The sequence below is a fragment of the Kocuria sp. SL71 genome (genome assembly GCF_026672465.1).
In the GTDB taxonomy this organism is placed as follows: domain Bacteria; phylum Actinomycetota; class Actinomycetes; order Actinomycetales; family Micrococcaceae; genus Kocuria; species Kocuria palustris.
In genome coordinates this window covers 424,949-442,641 of sequence record NZ_JAPPRE010000001.1, presented here as the reverse complement: position 1 = coordinate 442,641, position 17,693 = coordinate 424,949, and the positions used below count along the sequence as shown (strand labels likewise).

The window sequence follows — 17,693 nt, the reverse complement described above, 5'->3', positions numbered from 1 at the left end:
GTCGGGTGCTGCGGGACTTCAGCGCTCGCCGAGGCGCAGCGGGCGGGAGGCCTCGGGGTCCTGGGAGACGTCGCGGGCGAAGAGGTCCTCCTCCGTCTCGCCGCGCACGATCAGCCGGGCCTCGGGGATGCCGTCGACAGTGCGCACCGCGACCACGCCCGGACGCGGCAGCCAGTTGTAGTTGCTGGACAGCGCCCAGCAGTACGCGCCGGTGGCGGGAACGGCCAGCAGGTCGCCGGCGCGCACGCCCTCGGGCAGGTAGGCGCTGTGCACCAGGATGTCGCCGGACTCGCAGTGCTTGCCGACCACGCGGGACAGCGCGGGGGCCTGCCCGCGATGCTCCTCGGCACGGTCGGCCACGACCACCGAGTAGTCCGCGCCGTAGAGCACGGGGCGGGCGTTGTCCGACATGCCGCCGTCGACCGAGAGGTACCGGCGGCGCAGTCCGTCCCGCACCGTGACGGACTTGCAGGTCCCCACGGTGTAGAGGCTGATCCCGGCGGGACCGGTGATCGAGCGGCCCGGCTCGACGGAAAGGTGCGGGATCTGCAGGCCCAGCCGCCGGCAGGACTCCTGGACGGCCCGGGCGATGTCCTGGGCGACGGCCGCGGCCGGGCGGGGAGCATCTGCGGCGGTGTAGCCGATGCCGTAGCCGCCGCCGAGATCCAGCTGCGGCAGCGTGACGCCGAAGCGGCGCTCGACCTCTCCCATGAGCCCGAGCACGCGATCGGCGGCCCGGGCGAAGCCGTCGGCGGCGAAGATCTGCGAGCCGATGTGGCAGTGCAGGCCCATCAGCTCGATGTCCGGGTGCGCCACGCAGCCGCTGATGGCGTGCAGCGCCGGGGACTCTCCGTCCTCTGCGGCCATGGAGAGCCCGAACTTCTGGTCCTCGTGCGCGGTCGCGATGAACTCGTGGGTCTCGGCGTGGATGCCCGGGGTCACCCGGATCATCACCGGCGCCTTCACCCCGAGCGTGCGGGCCAGTCGCCCGACGAGCTCGATCTCCTGCAGGGAGTCCACGACGATGCGGCCCACGCCGGCGTCCAGCGCCATGGTGATCTCCGCGGCGGACTTGTTGTTGCCGTGCAGCGCCATGCGCTCGGGCGGCATGCCGCCGCGCAGCCCTGCGGCCATCTCGCCGCCGGAGGCCGTGTCGAGGTTGAGGCCCTCCTCCTGCACCCAGCGTGCGATCTCCGGGGTCAGGAAGGCCTTGCCGGCGTAGTAGACGGAGGCCTCCGCGCCGATCGCGGCGAAGGCGTCCTGGAAGGCCGTGCGGAACTGTGCGGCTCGCTGGCGGAAGGCGTCCTCGGAGACCACGTAGAGCGCGGTGCCGTAGTGCTCGGCCAGTGCGGTGGCGGGGATGCCCGAGACGGTGAGCGTGCCCTCGTCATCGCGGCCGAACTGCTCCGGCCAGATCGCGGGATCCAGGCTGGTCCAGTCCTGCGGGACCTCGAGCCACTCGGGCGCCAGCGGACTGGGGCCAGTGTGGATCTGCTCCCCCCGGGCGGGCTCCAGCAGCGGGACCGGCTGCAGCCGGAACCCGGTGGTCACGACGTCCTCGGCCGGCTCCTGCGCCGGATCGCTGTCCAGGGGCATACTCACATCCTCTCCGGTGCGCTCACGCCCAGCAGCTCGAGGCCGTTGGCCAGGACCTGGCGCGTGGCGTCGTTGAGCCACAGGCGGGTGCGGTGGGTGTCGGTGATCTGCTCGTCGCCCTGCGGGGTCACGCGGCAGGCGCCGTACCAGCGGTGGTAGGACCCGGCCAGCGCCTCCAGGTGGCGGGCCACGCGGTGCGGCTCGCGCAGCTGCGCGGCCTCGGCGACGATCCGCGGGTACTGCCCCAGCCCTGCCAGCAACTCGGTCTCGGTCTCGTGGGAGAGCAGGGAGGCGTCGAAGGCGGCCGCGCCGTCCTCAGCGGTGCGGCGGACCCCGATCTCGGCGGCATTGCGCCCCACCGCGCAGGTGCGGGCGTGGGCGTACTGGACGTAGAAGACCGGGTTCTCGTTGGAGCGCTTGGTCAGCAGGTCCAGGTCGATGTCGATGTTGGAGTCGATCGAGTACCGGGTCAGCGAGTAGCGCGCGGCATCCACGCCGACGGCCTCGACCAGGTCCTCCATGGTCACCACGGTTCCGGCGCGCTTGGACATCCGCACCGCCGCCCCGTTGCGCACCAGGTTGACCATCTGCCCGATCATGACCTCGACCCGATCCGGGGAGTCGCCCAGCGAGGCGGCCACTGCCTTCAGGCGCGCCACGTAGCCGTGGTGATCCGCGCCCAGAAGGTAGAGGCACAGGTCCGCTCCGCGGTCGCGCTTGTCCTTGTAGTAGGCGATGTCGCCGGCGATGTAGGCGGCCTTGCCGTCCGATTTCACGACCACGCGGTCCTTGTCGTCGCCGTGATCGGTGGAGCGCAGCCACCACGCGCCGTCGGCGAAGTAGAGGGCTCCCTGCTCCTTCAGCTGTTCGAGCAGGGCCTCCACGGAGCCGTCGCGGAACAGCGAGTCCTCGTGGAACCAGACGTCGAAGTCCACGCCGAACTCGTGCAGCGACTGCTTGATGTCGCCGAACATGAACTCGACGCCGGCAGCGCGGAAGGCCTCCTGCGGGTCCTCGGACTCGAGCGCTCCGGGCTCTGCCTCCAGCACGCGCTGGGCGATGTCCGAGATGTACTCGCCGCCGTAGCCGTCCTCCGGGGCGGGCTGGCCCTGGGCCCGGGCCAGCAGGGAGCGTGCGAAGCGGTCGATCTGGGCGCCGTGGTCGTTGAAGTAGTACTCGCGGGTGACGTCTGCGCCCTGAGCCTGGAACACGCGAGCCAGGGAGTCGCCGACGGCGGCCCAGCGGGTGCCGCCCAGGTGGATGGGGCCGGTGGGATTGGCCGAGACGAACTCGAGGTTGATGCTGCGGCCCTGCATGGCGGTGCCGCGGCCGAACTCCCGGCCCGCCTCCACGATGGAGCGGGCGAGCTCGCCTGCTGCGGCGGCGTCCAGGACGATGTTGAGGAACCCGGGCCCGGCGATGTCGACGGAGGCCACGCCCTCGATCTGCTCGAAGCGGGCCTTCAGCACTGCGGCGACCTCGCGCGGGGGCATCCCGACCTTCTTGGTCAGCTGCATGGCCACGTTCGTGGCCCAGTCCCCGTGCTCTCGGCTCTTGGGACGTTCCACCTTCAGCTCGGGCAGCTGCGCATCCTCTGCGAGAGCGAGCTCCCCCGAGGCGACGGCCTGCTCGAGGCTGGCGGACAGGGCTGCGGAGAGTTCTTCGGGAGTCACCGGGACAGTGTACCTGCGGGCCTCCGCCGACCGGATCGTCCGACGGGGCCGCGACGGGCTGCCCGCCGATGCGACCCGGGGCGGCCGTGGTGATAGAGTCGTCGGGTCGATCACGGCATCCGTGCCGGAGCACCGACCCCCGCCCGAGTAGCTCAGGGGATAGAGCGCCTGCCTCCGGAGCAGGAAGTCGTAGGTTCGAATCCTATCTCGGGCACTTCCGGCCTGAGCCGCGACCCCGCCCACAGACGAGGTCGCGGCTCAGGCTTTTTGCATAGCTGTCGCCTTCGCCGTCAGAGCCGTGGGCCACGCCGGCTGAGGGCATCTCTGCCACCACCACGGTCGCCGCAGGTCAGGGACGCCGAGCAGTCTCGCGGACCTCGACCGCGCCACAGATAAGCCGCCAAGAAGTCACAGTTGAAAACATGTGACGGAATATAGGTGTGGGCTCTCACGTGGACCTACTCCGAGGCCATTCGCGACTCGTCGGTGACGCGTGGGCGCGCCCTCATCCGAGTCCTCACGTCGGCACCCCCCCCAGGCCGACAAGGCCTTTGGAGCACCATGCACAGCAGCGGAACCCCCTCCCCCACCAGCCTCTCGAGCGGGAGCGGACCCGCACCGCGTCGCGCGGCACGGCGCACGGCAGCCCGTCGGCTCGCCGCAGGCTCTCTGGCCCTGGCCTGCATCCTCCCCTCCTCGATGGTCGGCGCCGGGGCCGCAGGACCGTAGGCCTCGATCGCCTCGCCGGCAGTGCCGTCGCCCACCCGGGCCGTGAACGCCGACGGCACCGTGACCTGCACCTACGACTTCCCGTATATCCCCGCCGAGTCGCGCATGATGCTGAGCTTCCAGGGCCACGGGTACGTCAACGGCACCCAGCAGTTCGCCTCCGCGCTGCTCTACGGAACGCGCGTGAACCCGAAGATCGGCTACAGCCCGGGCCTGGGCACCGAGGAGGACCCCTACCTCTACGAGCTGCGCGACCTGATCCCGGGTGAGACGGTCTCCGTGCGCGTCCCGAACCCACTGAGGAACCGACCGCCGAACCGACGCCGGAGCCCGCACCGGCCCCGACTCAGGCACCCACGCAGCAGCCGTCGGAGGAGCCCGTCGTCCCGCAGCCGACGGCCACGTCGAGCCCGAGCGCCGCGGTCCCGGGCGACGGCTCCAGACGGCGCGGGCCCAGACGCCGGCCCCGCGCCAGAGCCGACCCCGGCCGCACCGGAGCAGGCCGCTCCTGCGCAGGAGGCCGAGCAGCCCCCCGCTGAGCAGTGGCGGGGCGAGCAGCTGCCGCACGCCGGTGTCTCGAACGGATCGGTGGTGATCGCCGGCGGCGTCCTGCTGCTGGCCGGAGCTGGCCTGGTGGGAGCGACCGCGCTGCGGCGCCGCCGGTCCTGAGAGCTGAACCGCCGAGGCGGCTGTGAGCGCTGAAGGGGCGCAGCACGGGGAGGATTCCCCGGTGCTGCGCCCCATCGGCGCCGTCTTGATGCCTCAGCCGATCCGGATCAGCTCCAGCGATCGCGCTCCCGCTGGCGAGCCGAGCGATGGCCGCTGTTGAACTCGGTCGGATCGAAGTCGATCATGGCGTCGTCGCCCCACTGCTCATCGAGCTCGCGGTCCTCCTCGGTGCGCGGCTCGCGGTGGGAGCGAGTGATCTGGAAGGCCGCGATGCTCAGGATGCCCCCGAACACAAGGGAGACAGGTCCGGCGATGATCGTCAGCAGCGCACCGTCGGTGAGCGGGACCGGGGCCTCCTCCGAGGTGGCCCGGGCCCAATAGATGATGCCCATGGGCACGGCATAGGTGGAGACCAGCAGCAGGACGATGCCCACGAGGGCCAGCAGGCCGGCGATCCGGCGTCGTCTGGCCCGCTGCTGCGGGGACAGGCTGGTCATCTCTGCGGCCTCCTCGGCCAGGGGCTCGGCGGTCGGTTGGGCGAATGCTTCGCCCGGGCGTGCGGATCCACCCTAATGGCGTCAGACTCGTGGCATGACACGTGATCGCAAGCCTGCTGAGCACCAGATCCACCGCAAGTCCTCCGACGGCTCTTCCCCCGGCGTCTTCGCCCTGGAGGCAGCCGGACTGCTGTGGCTCGATGAGGGTCCGGTGCGCTGCGCTCCCGTCCACAACGTCGGCGCGGACTTCCTGGAGCTGGGCCGCATCGGCTCCGCGCAGCCCACCCCTGAGGCGGCGCGGAGCTTCGGCCGGGCCCTGGCGCAGACGCATGACCTGGGCGCCGAGGCCTTCGGCGCGGCACCGCCGGTGCCTGCGGCCAGCTCGCAGTGGACGCGTCCCGCCCCGGAAGAGGCTGGCGCAGCGGCTGGTTCGGCCCGCTCGAGCAGCCGATCGAGGTCTCCCTCGAGCCGACGGATTCCTGGGGCGCCTTCTACGGCGGTCAGCGGCTGCGCCCCATGCTCGAGCGGCTGCGCTCCCGCGGCGTCACGGACTCGGAGCTCGAGGATATCGAGCGGGCGACCGAGGCCATCGAAGCGGGGAGGTTCGACGACGGCGACCGTCCCGCACGCATCCACGGCGACCTGTGGGCGGGCAATCTGATGTGGGACGACCAGGGCGCGGTGCTGATCGACCCCGCCGCCCATGGCGACCACCGGGAGCAGGACCTGGCCTTCCTGTCGATCTTCGGCGCCCCGCACCTGGAGGAGATCCTGGCCGGCTATCAGGAGGCGCATCCGCTGCGCGACGGGTGGCACGAGCGCACGGGGCTGCATCAGCTCTTCGTGCTGATCGCCCACGCGGTGCTCTTCGACCCGCCGCGCGGCGGGTCCTACCTGGAGCCGCGGACCGGGCCGCTCGCAGCGCCCTCGAGCTGCTCTGAGGCGCCGCGCTGCCCACGAGGGCGCCGCCAGAGGACGGCGGCCGCGGGGCGTCGTCCCCGCCCCGTAGACTGGCCCGGATATGACCACCACCGCGCACGAGGGCACCGGCCCCCGGATCGTCTATCCCGAGCAGCTGCCCGTCTCGGGCCGGCGCCAGGACATCCAGAACGCGATCCGCGACCATCAGGTCGTCGTGATCGCCGGCGAGACCGGCTCCGGCAAGACCACCCAGATCCCCAAGATGTGCCTGGAGCTCGGTCTGGGCGAGTCCGGCATGATCGGGCACACCCAGCCCCGGCGCATCGCCGCCCGCTCGGTGGCCGAGCGCATCGCCGAGGAGATGGGCGAGAAGATCGGGCAGACGGTCGGCTACCAGGTCCGCTTCACCTCGGAGGTGGGCCGGGACTCGCGGATCAAGCTGATGACCGATGGCATCCTGCTGGCCGAGATCCAGCACGATCGCCTGCTCTCGCGCTACTCCGCGATCATCGTGGACGAGGCCCACGAGCGGTCGCTGAACATCGACTTCCTGCTCGGCTACCTCAAGACGCTCCTGCCCCAGCGCCCGGATCTGAAGCTGATCATCACCTCGGCCACGATCGACCCGGAGCGCTTCGCCGAGCACTTCCACGAGCCGCTGCCGACCGATGGCTCGCAGGACGCGCAGCCCGAGCCCGCGCCGATCATCGAGGTCTCCGGGCGCACCTACCCCGTCGAGATCCGCTACCGGCCGCTGAGCGGCGAGCACGAGATCGACGAGGACAACGACGACGGCCTCGAGGACGAGGACCGCGACCCCCTGGACGCCGTGTGCGAGGCCGTCGAGGAGCTCTCGCACGAGGACCGCGGCGACATCCTGATCTTCTTCTCCGGCGAGCGCGAGATCCGCGATGCCCAGGACGCGCTCGAGTCCCTGGTGGCGGATCGTCCGCGGCTGCGCGGCACCGAGGTCCTTCCGCTGTTCGGCCGGCTGTCCATGGCCGAGCAGCACCGCGTGTTCTCCCGCGGCTCCTCGCGGCGCATCGTGCTGGCCACCAACGTGGCCGAGACCTCGCTGACCGTGCCCGGCATCAAATACGTGATCGACACCGGCACGGCGCGCATCTCCCGGTACTCCACCCGCACCAAGGTCCAGCGCCTGCCGATCGAGCGGATCTCGCAGGCCTCGGCGAATCAGCGCGCAGGCCGCTGCGGCCGCGTCTCCGACGGCATCTGCATCCGGCTGTACTCACAGGAGGACTTCGAGTCCCGTCCCGAGTTCACGGATCCGGAGATCCTGCGCACCAACCTGGCCTCTGTCATCCTGCAGATGACCTCTGCCGGGGTGGTCCACTCCCCCGAGGACATCGGCCGGTTCCCGTTCGTGGAGCCGCCCGAATCCCGCGCCGTGAAGGACGGCGTGATGCTGCTGCGCGAGCTCGGCGCCCTGCGTCCCGCCGAGTCCTCCCGCGGCCGTCGGGCAGAGCAGGACGGCGAGCGCTCCGGGCGCGGCTCGCGCGGACGCCGCGGGCGCGGTCGCGGCGACAGGGACGACGAGCGCTCTCCGCTGACCCGCACCGGTCGCACTCTGGCCGCGCTGCCCGTGGATCCCCGGCTGGGCCGCATGATCGTGGAGGGCCAGCGCCGCGGCTGCGCCCGCGAGGTCATGATCCTGGCCGCCGCGCTGACCATCCAGGACCCCCGCGAGCGCCCGCTGGAGAAGCGGGCTCAGGCCGATGAGCTGCATGCCCGCTTCAAGGACACGAGCTCCGACTTCCTGGGCTTCCTGCTGCTGTGGCAGCACCTCCAGGAGCAGCAGGAGCAGCTGTCCAGCTCGCAGTTCCGCAAGACCGTGCAGCGCGAGTTCCTGAATTTCCTGCGCATCCGCGAGTGGCAGGACCTCTACACGCAGCTGCGGCAGATGGGCCGCTCGGTAGGCATCGAGGTCGGCCGCGACCGGGAGATCGATCCGGCCGCCAAGGCCGATGACGTCCACAAGTCTCTGCTGGCCGGGCTGCTCAGCCATATCGGCCTGCGCGATGAGCGCACCCGCGACTACCAGGGCGCCCGCGGCACGCGCTTCGCGATCTTCCCGGGCTCGGCGCTGTTCAAGAAGAAGCCGGACTTCGTGGTCTCTGCCGAGCTCGTGGAGACCTCCCGCCTGTGGGCGCGCGTGAACGCCGCGGTCGAACCGCAGTGGATCGAGGAGGTCGCCGGCGATCTGGTCAAGCGCACCTACGCCGAGCCGCACTGGTCCCGCAGCCAGGGCGCGGTGATGGCCAAGGAGCGGGCCACCCTCTACGGCGTCCCGCTGGCGGCGGATCGGCCCGTGGGCTACTGGAGGATCGACCCGGTCGCCTCCCGCGAGATCTTCCTGCAGAAGGCCCTCGTGGAGGGCGACTGGCAGACCCGCCACCGCTTCGTGCAGCGAAACCGCAGGAAGCTCGCCGAGGTCGAGCAGCTCGAGTCACGGCTGCGCCGCAAGGACCTGCGGGTCGACGACCAGGCGCTCTACGAGTTCTTCGATGCCCGGGTCCCCGCCGAGGTCGTCTCCCAGACCCACTTCGACACGTGGTGGAAGAAGGCCTCGCGCCAGGACGAGCACCTGCTCGACTTCGACCCCGAGCAGCTGATCGACGACCAGGCCGAGACCTGGGACGACTCCGCCTTCCCGCGCCGCTGGATCGCCCGCACCGACGGCGGTGAGCTGAGCCTGGATCTGGACTACACGTTCGCCCCCGGCTCCGGCACCGGACCCTCCGAGCGGAAGGGGTCCGGGCGCGGGCGCCAGGCCGACGGCGTCACAGTGCGCGTGCCGATCCTCTTCCTGCACCAGCTGCGCCCGGGGCCCTTCCGCTGGCTGATCCCGGGTCTGCGCACGGAGCTGGTGACCGCCCTGATCCGCTCGCTGCCCAAGCAGGTGCGCAAGAGCGTGGTCCCGGCCCCGGATGTGGCCCGTCGGGCCGTCGAGCTGCTCGACGCTCAAGCCGATCCGGAGCAGGACGACCTGGAGCAGTCTCTGGAGCGCGCTCTGCGCCAGCTCAAGGGCGTCGTCATCCCACCGGGGTCGTGGGACTGGTCCGCTGTGCCCGAGCACCTGCGCATGCACTTCCAGGTCCGCGACTCCCGCAACCGGATCCTCGGCGAGGGCGAGGACCTCGAGCACCTGCAGGTCGCGCTGCGGGATCAGGTCCGCGCCGCGCTGGCCGAATCGCTGGGCACCTCGGCCTCGGCGCTGCCGGTGCCCGGCCCCGGTGCCGTCCCCGGCCCGGGAGGCGGCTCCGCTCCCAGGGGAAGAGCGGCGGAAGAAGAAGGGCCCTGCCTCCGGCGGCGGCAAGGAAACGGCCGGACCTGCGCTGGAGCGACGGGCTCACCGAGTGGCCCGAGCGGGACCTGCCGCGCAAGGTCGACACCGTGGTCTCCGGTCAGCGCATCACCGGCTGGCCGGCGCTCGTGGCCTCCCCCGGCGCCGAGGCCTCCGAGCCCACCGCCGACGTCCGCATCTTCTCCTCCGAGCAGGACCAGCGGGCGGCCCAGCGCTCGGGCACCATCTCGCTGCTGCAGCGCCGCCTGCCGAACACCCAGCGGTTCATCTCGGACCATCTGGACAACCGGGAGAAGATCGTCTTCACCCAGAATCCCCACGGGTCGGTCGACGCCCTCATCCAGGACTGCACCCGCGCCGCCGTGGACAAGCTCGTGCCGGCCGAGCCGCCGTGGACCCGCCAGGAGTTCGACCGGCTCTTCGACGACGTCCGCGCCGAGCAGATCGAGACCGTCTTCCAGGTCACCGCGCTGGTGGCCGAGGTCCTCACGCTGGCCAACTCCGTGCGCAAGCGGATCAAGCGACCGTCGTCCATGGCAGCCGTCAGCGCGTTCGCCGACATCCGAGAGCAGCTCGACCGCCTGGTCAAGCCGGGCTTCGTGACCCGTATCGGGTGGGCGCACCTGCAGCACCTGCCGCGCTACCTCAAGGCCATGGAGCTGCGCATCGACAAGCTCGTGGGCACCGCCAACATCCAGCGCGACGGCGTGAACATGAGCGAGATCCAGTCCCTCGAGGACGAGTTCGACAAGGCCGTGGCCGCCGTGCCGAAGGGCCTGCCGGTGCCCGAGGCGCTGGCAGTGATCGAGTGGGAGCTCGAGGAGCTGCGCGTCTCGCTGTTCGCCCAGGAGCTCGGCACCGCCCACACCGTCTCGGCCAAGCGCGTGCGCAAGGCGCTGCGAGACGCCGCTGCTCGCTGATCCGGGAAGGCACCGGGAGACGACGCCCGACCCGCGCCGTGCCCCGCCGCTCTGCCGCTGGATGCCAGCAGGCCCCGACGATCCGGGAATCGTCGGGGCCTGCTGACAAGGCGCCGTGGCGGCCGGGGTCCTGCGGGCCCCATCCGGTTCAGTCCTGCGGCACCTGGGCCTCGTGGCCGGCCGAGCGCAGTCCCTCGCGGATGCGCTGAGCGGCGTCGTCCATCACGGCCGGATCCGGATCGTGATCCGCATTGGCGAAGTCGAAGTCCGCGGTCGAGGACACGGGCCACACGTGGATGTGGACATGCGGCACCTCGAAGCCCTGGATCATCTGGCCCACGCGCTGGGGCTCGAAGATCTCTCGCTGGGCTCGGCCGATGACCTGGCTGACGCGCATGAGGTGTCCGGCCAGCGCCGGGTCGAGATCCAGCCAGTGGTCGATCTCCTGGCGGGGCACCACCAGGGTGTGCCCGGTGGACAGGGGATCCGCCGAGAGGAAGGCGACGCACTCGTCGTCCGTCCAGACGAATCGGCCGAGGATCTCGCCGTCGATGATGCGGGTGAAGATGGTCGTCACTGCGTCCTCCTGGGTGTGCGGGTGTCTCCGGGTGTGCTGTGCGAGCGGTGCGCTCAGGCCTCGACGGTCGTGCCGGGGTCCAGGTGCTCGTAGTCGGTGCCGTACTTGGCGGCGAAGGCCGTGACCTGCTTCTCCACGATGCCGAAGCCGTTGTCCGAGAGCAGGGCGTCGTGGATGGGGTAGGCCTTCTCGGCCCGGACCGCGATGAGGAAGTCGATGACCTCCGCCATCTTGGACCACGGCGCGTGCAGCGGGACCAGCACGGTGGACGGGGTGATGCCGTCCGGCACGATCAGCGAGTCCCCGGGATGGTAGACGCGCTCCTCGATGAGGTAGCCGACGTTGTCGACCGTGCGGATCAGCGGGTGGATCAGCGCGTGCTGCCCGCCGAAGGTGCGCACCCGCACGCCCGACAGATCGAGCTCGGTCTCGGCATCGACGTCGTGGATGCGCTCGCCTCCCTTCGGGTCGGTCGCGTCCGCGCCGAGCTGCTCGCGCAGATCGGCGGCCACCGAGCCCGGGGCCCAGACCTGCAGATCGCGCATCTGCCGCAGCTGCGCCGGAACGCGCTCGGGATCCAGGTGATCGGGATGCGTGTGAGTGATCAGCAGATGATCGGCCCCGTCCATGGCCTGCTCGACCTCGGAGAAGCTGCCAGGATCCAGCACCAGCACGGTGCCGTCGATCTCCAGGCGGACGCAGGAATGGGTGTACTTGGTCAGCTTCACGTGGGACTCCTCAGCGATGCCTGCACCGTGCGGTTCCGCCGCTAGCTGCGCGGCGCGGCCGGTGCTGTGCTCCCAGCCTACTGATCCGCTGCGACCTCGCGAGGGCCCCGTCCCCCGCGTCCACCGCACCGGGCCCGGGGCCGCGCCCGAGTAGCATGGAGGATCCCCCCGGTCGCCGTCCCCCAGGCACGGGTGCGATCGTGTTCAGGAGGTCCTTCGTTGTCCACGCCGTCAGCTCAGCAGCCGCACGCCGCCGTGCGCGTGACCCGCCAGCGCCGCGCGGTCCAGGCCGCCATGAGCGCGCAGTCCGACTTCATCTCCACCCAGGACCTGCACGCAGCTCTGCGCGAGAGCGGCGAGTCCGTCTCCCTGCCCACGACCTACCGGATCCTGCAGTCCATGGCCGAGGCCGGGGAGGTCGACGTCCTGCGCAGCCAGGACGGCGAGTCCATCTACCGCCAGTGCGCCGCCGAGCAGCATCACCACCATCTGGTCTGCCGCCGGTGCGGAGCGACCGTGGAGCTGCAGGCGCCGGAGATCGAGCGCTGGACCTCGCAGACCGCGCAGGATCACGGCTTCACGCAGGTCGACCACACCGTCGAGATCGTCGGGCTGTGCGCCCGATGCTCCGCTCAGGCCCCGGCCGAGGACTCGAGCGATGACGAGGGCGACGACGCCCCGGGTGCGGCATGAGCCGGTCCTCGGCGCGGACCGCGCCGCTGATCCTCCTGGTGGTCAATCCGCGGAGGCGCCGCGGCCCGGACACGGCCCGGCGCGCGGCGGCCATCCTGCGCACCGAGGCTTCCGCACCGAGACCGTCCGCACCGCCCCGGAGGACGCGACCGACCGCTCTGGCGTGGTGTGGGGAGCATCCCTGCAGCGCAGGCTGTCCCGGGCCGACGCCGAGGGCGAGGCCATGGCCGCCGTCATGGCCGTGGGCGGGGACGGCATGGTCCACACCGTGGTCAACGTCCTCAGGCAGCGCAGCGACCGGGGCCTGGAGCCGGTCCCGTTCGGGCTGGTGCCGGCGGGCACCGGCAACGACCTGGCTCGGCACATGGGCGTTCCGCAGAACGACCCGGAGCGAGCCGCCGGCCGGGTGCTGCGCGGTCTCGACGAGGGCCCGCGGTCCATGGATCTGGGGCGCATCGAGCCGCCGACGGCAACCGGCGCTGGTACGCGACCGCCGCCTGCTGCGGCATCGACGCCGCGGTCGCTCAGCGGGCGAACTCCTGGCGCTGGCCGCGCGGCGAGTCCCGCTATCTGGCCGCTCTTCCGGTGGAGGTGCTGCGCTACCCGTCTCCGTTCACGTCCCTGGAGATCGAGCAGCCGGGAGGGCGGACCGTGCTGTCGGCGCGGCGCCTGCTCATGCTCTCCGTGGCCAACACGTCCTCGATCGGAGGCGGTCTGCGGATCGTCCCGCATGCGGAGGCCTTCGACGGCGTCTTGGAGATCTTCCAGGTCCGGGCCATGCCGCGCACCCGCGTCGCTCGCCTGTTCCCGCTCCTGATGCGCGCCGCGCACACCGAGCTGCCCGAGGTCAGCATGGATGCGGCCCTGTCCGCGCGGATCGACGCCACCGGCCCGATCTACGCGGACGGCGAGCCCGTGGGCTCCGGCCCTGCCGTCATCTCGATCGAACCCGCGGCGCTGCCCGTCCTGCTCTGAGCCTGCGGCTGCCCCGCGGGCGGCTCGCTGCGCGGAAGCCGTCCGCTTGCCCGGCGGCGCCGCCCCAGCAGCCGGGCGATGCCCCACAGCAGGAACGAGATCGTAGTGACGTACGGGCTGATCGGCAGCGATCCGCCCAGCGCCAGAAGCGTCCCCCCGAGCATCGCCGCCTCGGCGAAGACCACGGACAGCACCACCACGCGTCCTGGGGAGGCCGTGAGGCTCATGGCCGCTGCGGCCGGGGTCACCAGCAGGGCCAGCACCAGCAGGGCGCCGATGATCTGCACCGACAGCGCCACGGCCACGCCCAGCAGGAGCATGAACACGATCGACAGCCCCCGGATCGGCAGCCCCCGCGCCTGGGCCACCGCGGGATCCAGGCTGGCGAAGCTCAGCGGCCGCCACAGCAGCCCCAGCCCCGCCAGGACCACGATCGACAGGATCGCGATCGAGACCAGCTGGATCTCGGAGACCGAGACGATCTGGCCCGTCAGCAGCGCGAACTGGTTCGCGCTGCGCCCCTGGTAGAGCGACAGCGCCAGGATGCCCAGGCCCAGCCCGAACGGCATGAGCACTCCCACCACCGAGTTGGCCGCCCGGGATCGGGCACCCAGCAGACCGATCAGCAGCGCTGCGATCACCGAGCCCAGCAGCGAGCCGGTCACGATCGAGGTCCCGGCCAGCAGGGCGATCGCCCCGCCGGCGAAGGACAGCTCCGAGACGCCGTGGACGGCGAAGGCCAGGTCGCGCATCATCACGAACGTGCCGATGATGCCGCCGACCAGGCCCACAAGGGCTCCGGCGTACAGGGAGTTCTGCAGCAGGACCAGGACCTCGCCGTAGCGCTCGAAGACGAAGACCTGCTCCAGCAACGTGCTCAGCGAGATGGCGTCGTCCACGGACGGCTCCCTTCGTCGTGGGGCGGTCGGACCGCAGCGCCCTCGTGGGCTGAAGGGTCCGAATCGAGATGGTGGGCGTGCTCGCGCTCGGCGCCGACCACGATGATCCGCCCGCCGGCGCGCACGACCTCGATCGGGGTCCCGTAGAGCTCGGAGAGCACGTCGGTGCGCAGCACCTCGTCCGGAGTGCCGATGCGGAAGGAGCCGTTCGCCAGGTACAGCACGCGGTCGACGTCGTCGATGATCGGGTTCACGTCATGGGTGACGAACACGACGGCCGCCCCGGTGCGCCGGCTCTGCTGCGCCACCAGTCCGGCGACGTCGCGCTGCCTGCTCAGGTCCAGCGACAGCAGGGCCTCGTCGAACAGCAGCAGGTCCGGGTCGGTGATCATGGCCTGGGCGATGCGCAGGCGCTGCTGCTCGCCTCCGGAGAGCAGTCCGACCGGGGCATCCGCGAAGTCCAGGGCGCCCACGCGCTGCAGGGCCTCGTCGATCCGGCGCCGGGCGGACGCGCGGCCGCGCAGGCGCGGCCCCCAGCGGTGCCCGTCCAGGCCCATGCCCACCAGGTCGCGGCCGCGCATGGGCACCTCGCGGGCGAAGGCCCTCTGCTGGGGCACATAGCCGATGCCGGTGGAGCCGCGGCGCGGGGCCTGGCCCTGCACCTGGACCTCTCCGCCGCTCAGCGGCTGCAGGCCGAGCAGGACCCGCAGCAGCGAGGTCTTGCCCGTGCCGTTGCCGCCGAGCACGGCGATGTACTCCCCCGGCGAGATCTGCAGGTCCAGCCCGGACCACAGGGTGCGCCGCCCCATGGACAGGCTCGCCCGGCGGAACTCCACCACGGGTGCCGCCTCGGTGCTGCCGGCGCTCATCGGATCTCCTCCAGCTGGTCGACGTTCGCGCTCATCCACTCCAGATAGGTGACGCCCTCCGGGACGGTCTCGGTGAAGGACACGACGTCCGCCCCGGTCTCCTCAGCGGTGTCCTGCAGCCGCTGGGTCTGCCCGCTGGCGGTGTGCTCGTTGTAGGCGAGCACGTCCGCCTCCCCGGATTCCAGGGCCTCCTCGGCCTCCAGGTACAGCAGCGGCGGGATGTCCAGCCCGTTCTCTACCGCGGCCGTGAGCTGCTCGGGAGTGGCGTCGTGGAGACCGGCGCGCTCGAGCAGGTGATCGGCGACGGGCTCGGTGGCCAGGAAGGAGCCCTCGAGGTGCAGGTCCTCGGCGCGCACGCCCAGCTCGTGGAGGCTGTGCGCGTACTGCTGCCCGCGCTCGGTCACCTCGGAGGCCTCCTCCGGCGCCAGCTCGCCGATGCCGTCGGCGAGGGCCCCGCTGAGGCGCTCCATGGACGGCAGGTCGTACCAGACGTGCTCGTTGAAGGCGGCGTGATCGTGGCCGTCGTGGGAGTGCGCCTCATGCGCGCTCTCGCCCTCGCTGTGCTCCTCGTGGTCGTGCTCGTCGTCAGCCTCCTCCGATGCCTCCAGGCCGGAGACCTCGACGGCGTCGATCACCCGGGCCTCGGAGCCCTCGAGCAGGCCGTCCATGAAGCTGTCGTAGCCTCCGCCGTTGACGATCACCAGGTCGGCGTCGCGCACGGTGAGGGCATCCAGCGGCGTGGCCTCGTAGGAGTGGGGGTCCTGGGCCGGGGAGTCGATGATGGCCGTGACCTCGACGTCATCCCCGCCGATCTCCCGGGCCATGTCGGCATAGACGGAGGTCGAGGCGACGACGCGCAGCGTCTCGTCGTCCGCCGCTGCCCGAGCCTGATCGCCGGAGGTGCACCCGGTCATCGCCAGGGCCCCGACGGCGGCCAGAGCCAGGAGGCCGGTCGCTGAGCAGCGGCTTCCGCGGCGAGGCCGCCCGCGGGCCGCCCTGCGCGGGCCGCGGCGGGAAGCTCGTCGGCCGCCCCGCCGGGCCGGCTCTTATTGATAATCGTTTTCATCTAGGCGCCGACAGTAGCAGATGCTGCCGCCCGGACCCAGCCCGAGCGCGATCCGACCGCTCTCGCACTCAGCTCCAGCTCTCGGAGCGCGCGCGGCCCTCCTCATATCCCGAGCGGCTCTGGATGCCGAGCACAGCGCGATCTGCAAACTCCGGCAGATCCGAGGCTCCGGCGTAGGTCATGGAGCTGCGCACCCCGGCGGTGAGGTGATCGATCAGGTCCTCCACCCCCGGGCGACGCGGGTCCAGGTACATCCTGGAGCTCGAGATGCCCTCCTCGAACATGGCCCGGCGCGAGCGCTCGAAGGCCTCCAGCCCCTCGGTCCGAGCCAGCACGGCGCGCGTGGAGGCCATGCCGAAGCTCTCCTTGTAGAGGCGGCCGTCGGCGGCTCGCCGCAGCTCCCCGGGGCTCTCGTGGGTTCCGGCGAACCAGGAGCCCACCATGACCTGGCTGGCGCCCGCGGCCAGCGCCAGGGCGGCATCCCGGGGATGCTTCACGCCGCCGTCCGCCCACACGGACCCGCCCAGCTCGGCGGCGGCCTCGGCGCACTCGAGCACGGCCGACAGCTGGGGACGCCCCACGGCGGTCATCATGCGGGTCGTGCACATGGCCCCCGGGCCCACACCGACCTTCACGATGTCCGCCCCGGCCCCCAGCAGGTCGCGCACGCCGTCCGCCGTGACCACGTTGCCCGCCACGATCGGGCGGGAGGCGGCCACCGTCCGCACGGTCTCCAGCGCCTGCAGCATCTTCCGCTGGTGCCCGTGAGCGGTGTCGACCACCAGCACGTCGACGCCGGCCTAGACGAGCGCTCGGGCCCGACCCTCCACATCGCCGTTGATGCCGATGGCCGCGGCGACCCTCAGCCGTCCGTCGGCATCCGTGCTCGGCGCGTAGATCGTGGCGCGCACAGCCGTCTGGGAGGTGATCACGCCGAGCGCGATGCCCTCGGCGGAGACCACCGGGGCCACCTCGGTGCCGGACTGCGCCAGGCGCCGGCTGACGGCTGCCATGGTCGGCACCAGCGACGACGGGGCCGCACCGATGCCCTCGACGGCCAGGTCCTGCTCCGGGATCGCCGGCAGGTCCGTGCGCATGACCGAGCGCAGCGAGGCGCCGCTGTCCGCCTCCTGGCAGTCCGGCTCCTGGACGAGCCCGAGCAGTCGACCGTCGTCGTCGACGACCAGCACGCTGCCGTGGGCGTACTCGCCCAGTCGCGTCCGGGCGTCGTGGACGGTGTCCTCAGCGCGGAAGGTGCGCGCCGAGAGGAAGCGCAGGGGACGCGCCTTGACCCAGTCGGTCTCCCGGGCCACGACCTCCAGCGGGAGGTCCTGCGGCAGCACTGCCAGGCCGCCGCGCCGGGCCATGGACTCGACCATCCGCTTGCCGGTCACCGCGGTCATGTTCGCGGCCACCAGCGGGATCGTGGAGCCGGTCGGATCGGGCGCCGCCAGGTCCACGTCGAAGCGCGAGGAGGTCGCGGAGGACGACGGGACCAGGAAGGCGTCGTCGTAGGTCAGATCCGTGACAGGGGTGTTGAGGAATCGCACGCACCG

Annotated in this window: 12 protein-coding genes, 1 tRNA gene and 4 pseudogenes; 8 read left to right on the top strand and 9 right to left on the bottom strand. The window is 71.7% G+C overall.

Annotated features, from left to right (window positions below):
- Positions 1 to 18 precede the first annotated feature (18 nt).
- Positions 19 to 1,596: a diaminopimelate decarboxylase gene (gene lysA / locus OVA15_RS02100; RefSeq protein ID WP_268142785.1), complete on the bottom strand. Its 1,578-nt coding sequence runs from the start codon at positions 1,594 to 1,596 to the stop codon at positions 19 to 21.
- 2 nt (positions 1,597 to 1,598) lie between these two features.
- Positions 1,599 to 3,269: an arginine--tRNA ligase gene (gene argS, locus OVA15_RS02095; RefSeq protein WP_058871265.1), complete on the bottom strand. Its 1,671-nt coding sequence runs from the start codon at positions 3,267 to 3,269 to the stop codon at positions 1,599 to 1,601.
- 141 nt (positions 3,270 to 3,410) lie between these two features.
- Between argS and OVA15_RS02090 the strand changes: the two genes are divergently transcribed.
- Positions 3,411 to 3,483, top strand: a tRNA-Arg gene (locus OVA15_RS02090).
- Between the two features lie 536 nt (positions 3,484 to 4,019).
- Positions 4,020 to 4,667, top strand: coding sequence for an LPXTG cell wall anchor domain-containing protein (locus OVA15_RS02085; protein ID WP_268142782.1), 648 nt, complete (start codon positions 4,020 to 4,022; stop codon positions 4,665 to 4,667).
- Positions 4,668 to 4,774: 107 nt separating this feature from the next.
- Here the strand turns inward: OVA15_RS02085 and OVA15_RS02080 are convergent, their stop codons facing one another.
- Entirely contained in the window at positions 4,775 to 5,164 is a 390-nt protein-coding gene (locus tag OVA15_RS02080) for a hypothetical protein (protein WP_268142781.1), read from the bottom strand.
- A gap of 516 nt (positions 5,165 to 5,680) precedes the next feature.
- Here OVA15_RS02080 and OVA15_RS02075 point away from each other — a divergent pair.
- The 3 genes and pseudogenes from OVA15_RS02075 to OVA15_RS13200 all read left to right on the top strand — a co-directional run.
- Positions 5,681 to 5,977: pseudogene (locus OVA15_RS02075) on the top strand (fructosamine kinase family protein); the annotation flags it as partial.
- A gap of 208 nt (positions 5,978 to 6,185) precedes the next feature.
- Positions 6,186 to 9,242 (top strand): annotated as a pseudogene (gene hrpA, locus OVA15_RS02070) (ATP-dependent RNA helicase HrpA); the annotation flags it as partial.
- Positions 9,155 to 10,330 carry a DUF3418 domain-containing protein gene (locus tag OVA15_RS13200; RefSeq protein WP_326493302.1) on the top strand — a complete coding sequence of 392 codons (1,176 nt, stop codon included), beginning with the start codon at positions 9,155 to 9,157 and terminating at the stop codon, positions 10,328 to 10,330. The pseudogene hrpA and the gene OVA15_RS13200, both read left to right, overlap by 88 nt.
- A 148-nt stretch (positions 10,331 to 10,478) precedes the next feature.
- Here the strand turns inward: OVA15_RS13200 and OVA15_RS02065 are convergent, their stop codons facing one another.
- Both OVA15_RS02065 and OVA15_RS02060 read right to left on the bottom strand, forming a co-directional pair.
- Entirely contained in the window at positions 10,479 to 10,907 is a 429-nt protein-coding gene (locus OVA15_RS02065) for an HIT family protein (RefSeq protein ID WP_268142779.1), read from the bottom strand.
- A gap of 53 nt (positions 10,908 to 10,960) precedes the next feature.
- Positions 10,961 to 11,635, bottom strand: a complete 675-nt coding sequence (locus OVA15_RS02060) for an MBL fold metallo-hydrolase (protein ID WP_268142777.1) — start codon at positions 11,633 to 11,635, stop codon at positions 10,961 to 10,963.
- 219 nt (positions 11,636 to 11,854) lie between these two features.
- Here OVA15_RS02060 and OVA15_RS02055 point away from each other — a divergent pair, with 219 nt between their 5' ends.
- The 3 genes and pseudogenes from OVA15_RS02055 (at position 11,855) to OVA15_RS13365 (ending at position 13,303) form a co-directional block, all read left to right on the top strand.
- Complete coding sequence (locus OVA15_RS02055; protein WP_053447142.1) at positions 11,855 to 12,328, top strand: Fur family transcriptional regulator; 474 nt, start codon at positions 11,855 to 11,857, stop codon at positions 12,326 to 12,328.
- Positions 12,294 to 12,767, top strand: a pseudogene (locus OVA15_RS13370) (acylglycerol kinase family protein); the annotation flags it as partial. The gene OVA15_RS02055 and the pseudogene OVA15_RS13370, both read left to right, overlap by 35 nt.
- 68 nt (positions 12,768 to 12,835) lie before the next feature.
- On the top strand, positions 12,836 to 13,303 hold the full coding sequence (locus OVA15_RS13365) for a hypothetical protein (RefSeq protein WP_442786743.1): 468 nt from the start codon (positions 12,836 to 12,838) through the stop codon (positions 13,301 to 13,303).
- Here the strand turns inward: OVA15_RS13365 and OVA15_RS02045 are convergent.
- The 4 genes and pseudogenes from OVA15_RS02045 to OVA15_RS02030 all read right to left on the bottom strand — a co-directional run bounded on the left by OVA15_RS02045 (position 13,225) and on the right by OVA15_RS02030 (position 17,687).
- Complete coding sequence (locus tag OVA15_RS02045) at positions 13,225 to 14,202, bottom strand: metal ABC transporter permease (protein WP_268142774.1); 978 nt, start codon at positions 14,200 to 14,202, stop codon at positions 13,225 to 13,227. The genes OVA15_RS13365 and OVA15_RS02045 overlap by 79 nt on opposite strands.
- Entirely contained in the window at positions 14,181 to 15,071 is an 891-nt protein-coding gene (locus OVA15_RS02040) for a metal ABC transporter ATP-binding protein (protein WP_268142772.1), read from the bottom strand. The genes OVA15_RS02045 and OVA15_RS02040 overlap by 22 nt, the downstream gene beginning before the upstream one ends.
- Complete coding sequence (locus tag OVA15_RS02035; protein ID WP_268142771.1) at positions 15,068 to 15,985, bottom strand: metal ABC transporter solute-binding protein, Zn/Mn family; 918 nt, start codon at positions 15,983 to 15,985, stop codon at positions 15,068 to 15,070. Before OVA15_RS02035 ends, OVA15_RS02040 begins: the two co-directional genes overlap by 4 nt.
- Before the next feature lie 220 nt (positions 15,986 to 16,205).
- Positions 16,206 to 17,687 (bottom strand): annotated as a pseudogene (locus OVA15_RS02030) (GuaB1 family IMP dehydrogenase-related protein).
- Positions 17,688 to 17,693: the final 6 nt, after the last annotated feature.